Origin of the sequence: Mesorhizobium sp. M1D.F.Ca.ET.231.01.1.1 (genome assembly GCF_003999155.2) — a bacterium.
Classification (GTDB): domain Bacteria; phylum Pseudomonadota; class Alphaproteobacteria; order Rhizobiales; family Rhizobiaceae; genus Mesorhizobium.
Genome location: NZ_RZOZ02000142.1, coordinates 1 through 340 on the forward strand (window position 1 = coordinate 1; position 340 = coordinate 340).

Here is a 340-nt window from a genome sequence, read left to right on the forward strand (position 1 = left end):
TACGCGCCATCGCGCCGAGTTTGGTGGAACAACTCGATCCGCGGCAGTTCGAAGCAATCGAAAGGCTCCTGTCTTCCGTGGTGTTGCCGCTATCGGAGGACGACGTGCGCGAGCTTGTATCTTTGCTGCCGGCCGACGGCGATACCGCATATGGCCTGAACTGGACCATTTTGCACCTGATCGAAGCCGCGCCAGGGTGGCCGCACTGGGAAGCTTTGCAGTTTCAGCAGGGCGAATGGATCGACGTACTCATGCGCCGCCTCGCCAATGCCGGCATCAGCCCGCCGGCGCGGCCGACCCGAAACTGAAGCGACTTAGGCAAGGCACCAACCGCGTTGCC

1 pseudogene is annotated in these 340 nt (G+C 62.4%); it reads left to right on the top strand.

Annotation, left to right across the window (positions count from 1 at the left end):
* Positions 1 to 308 (top strand): annotated as a pseudogene (locus EN874_RS33985) (hypothetical protein); the annotation flags it as partial.
* Positions 309 to 340 lie beyond the last annotated feature (32 nt).